Consider the following 2,045-nt stretch of genomic DNA (forward strand, 5'->3'; position numbering starts at 1 on the left):
GAGGCAATACGTTCGCTGTAAAGCTCGATCTTGCCACTTGGTGTGGTTAATGGATGCAAATCAGGGACTTGTCTAAACTCTGCAAGCAATACGGTTTCCGGGTTCGGATCCGCAAACTCGATAACGTCCCCATTCAAAAACGTATCAAAATCTGGAAGCTCAACACCTAAATTTTTCGACTCAGGGATCAGCTTTTGCCACATGCTCTCAAGCCACTCACGTGAGGTCTGGTTTTGAGTGAAGTCCTCTTCAATATCTAAACGCTTTGCGATCTCTGCGAAGATGTCAAACTCATCACGAGCTTCGCCAACGGGCTCAACGACTCTAGGCATTGGAATCAAACTGTTGTCACGAGACCCAGCACCAATATCTTCTCGTTCTAAAGTTGTCGTTACCGGCAATACAATATCGGCAAACCGTGCCGTTGATGTCCAGTTGATTTCATTGACGATGATGGTTTCAGGTTGCTGGAATGCCTCAACTAAGCGGTTGATGTCTTGATGATGGTGGAATGGATTACCACCAGCCCACCAAACCATACGGATGTCCGGATAAGTCAGGTTCATACCGTTGTATTGATACTCATCCCCTGGATTAAGCAACATATCGGAAATACACGCCACCGGAATAAAAGTATCAACGTCGTTTTTACGCTGCGGGAATGCTGGCCAGCGAATCGGACGATGCATCAGTCCAATCCCACCATCAGATCCATACGCAATCGCGTAGCCACCTCCAGGTAAGCCAATTTGGCCAAGCATAGAAGCTAGAGTGATCGTCCCCCACAACGTCTGCTCACCATGCTCCGTTCTCTGAACCCCTGCAGCGGTACAGATAAAGGTGCGTGACTTTGCCATCTGGCGAGCGAGTTGTTTAATGCGTTCAGCTGGAATTTCCGAGAGAGCACTCGCCCACTCTGCTGTCTTAGCAACGCCGTCTTTCTCACCAAGCAGGTACGCCTTAACTTCATCAAACCCAACGGTATATTTGTCGAGGAATGCGCTGTCATGAAGGTCTTCAACAAGCAAGGTATGCGCAAGTCCAAGCATGATCGCTGAATCAGAGCCCGGTACTGCTGCCAGCCATTCTGCTTCAATTTCTGCCGGAGAGTCTGAACGACACGGATTGATGTCGATAAACTCCACACCTGCTTTGCGACATGCCAGTAGTTCGTCTTTCAATCGGTGACGTGTACAACCACCAGGTGAAACTTGAGCGCTCTTTAGTGGTACACCACCAAACATTACGACCAACTCACCCTCTTTGGCGATCGTCGACCAGCGAGTTGCAGTAGATGTCAGCTTGTCAAAGTCACCGACTATATGTGGCAACAGGATAAGTGCCGTGTTGTAGCTATAGTTACCTTGACTACTTACAAAGCCACCAGCGCAGGTTAAAAATCGCTTAAGCTGGCTTTGAGCATGGTGAAAACGCCCCGCGCTACCCCAACCATAAGAACCACCGAAGATCGCTTCATTGCCGTGCTCGTTACGAGTGGATTTAACCGCTTTACTGATCAGGTCGAAGGCTGTTTCCCAAGACACTTCAACAAAAGGTTCTTGACCTCGTGTGTTGTTTTTATGTTGTGGACCATTCTCAAGATAGCTCTTGCGAACAGCCGGCTTCTTTATTCTGGCTGAGCCATATAGAGAGCTGTGCATGTTGTCATTGATAGGAGAAGGATCCGTATCAAGTGGATGTGCACTGACGCGAACTAATTTGCCGTCCTTGACCTCTGCAATCCCTGCCCCCCAGTGACTGGAGGTTGTGTACTTTTTCGTCATAGTGGTACTTAATTAAAATGATTAGAACGCTGCAAGAACTAGTATGTTGACCAGCAACGCTTGCTATAGATGCCCAACAGAAGGCTTTGGCAGAAAGTTTACCCTCGCGGGATACAATTGTTCCAGACCTGATTCAGGATATTTGAGAATACGTTATTACCAACCAATAGCCGATCGAGTAAAAACAAGACCCAATGAAGATGCCTTTAATTACAACAGAGCCTCATATTCTTTGATCCCATGGAGATTAAAAAGAGACAC

1 protein-coding gene is annotated in these 2,045 nt (G+C 47.5%); it reads right to left on the reverse strand.

Annotation, left to right across the window (positions count from 1 at the left end; all coding sequences use genetic code 11):
• Positions 1-1,784: molybdopterin-dependent oxidoreductase (locus KIV40_RS28320; RefSeq protein WP_285352540.1), on the reverse strand; the 1,784-nt coding region annotated here is incomplete at its 3' end.
• Between the last annotated feature and the right edge of the window lie 261 nt (positions 1,785-2,045).

Source organism: Vibrio sp. D173a, from assembly GCF_030248475.1.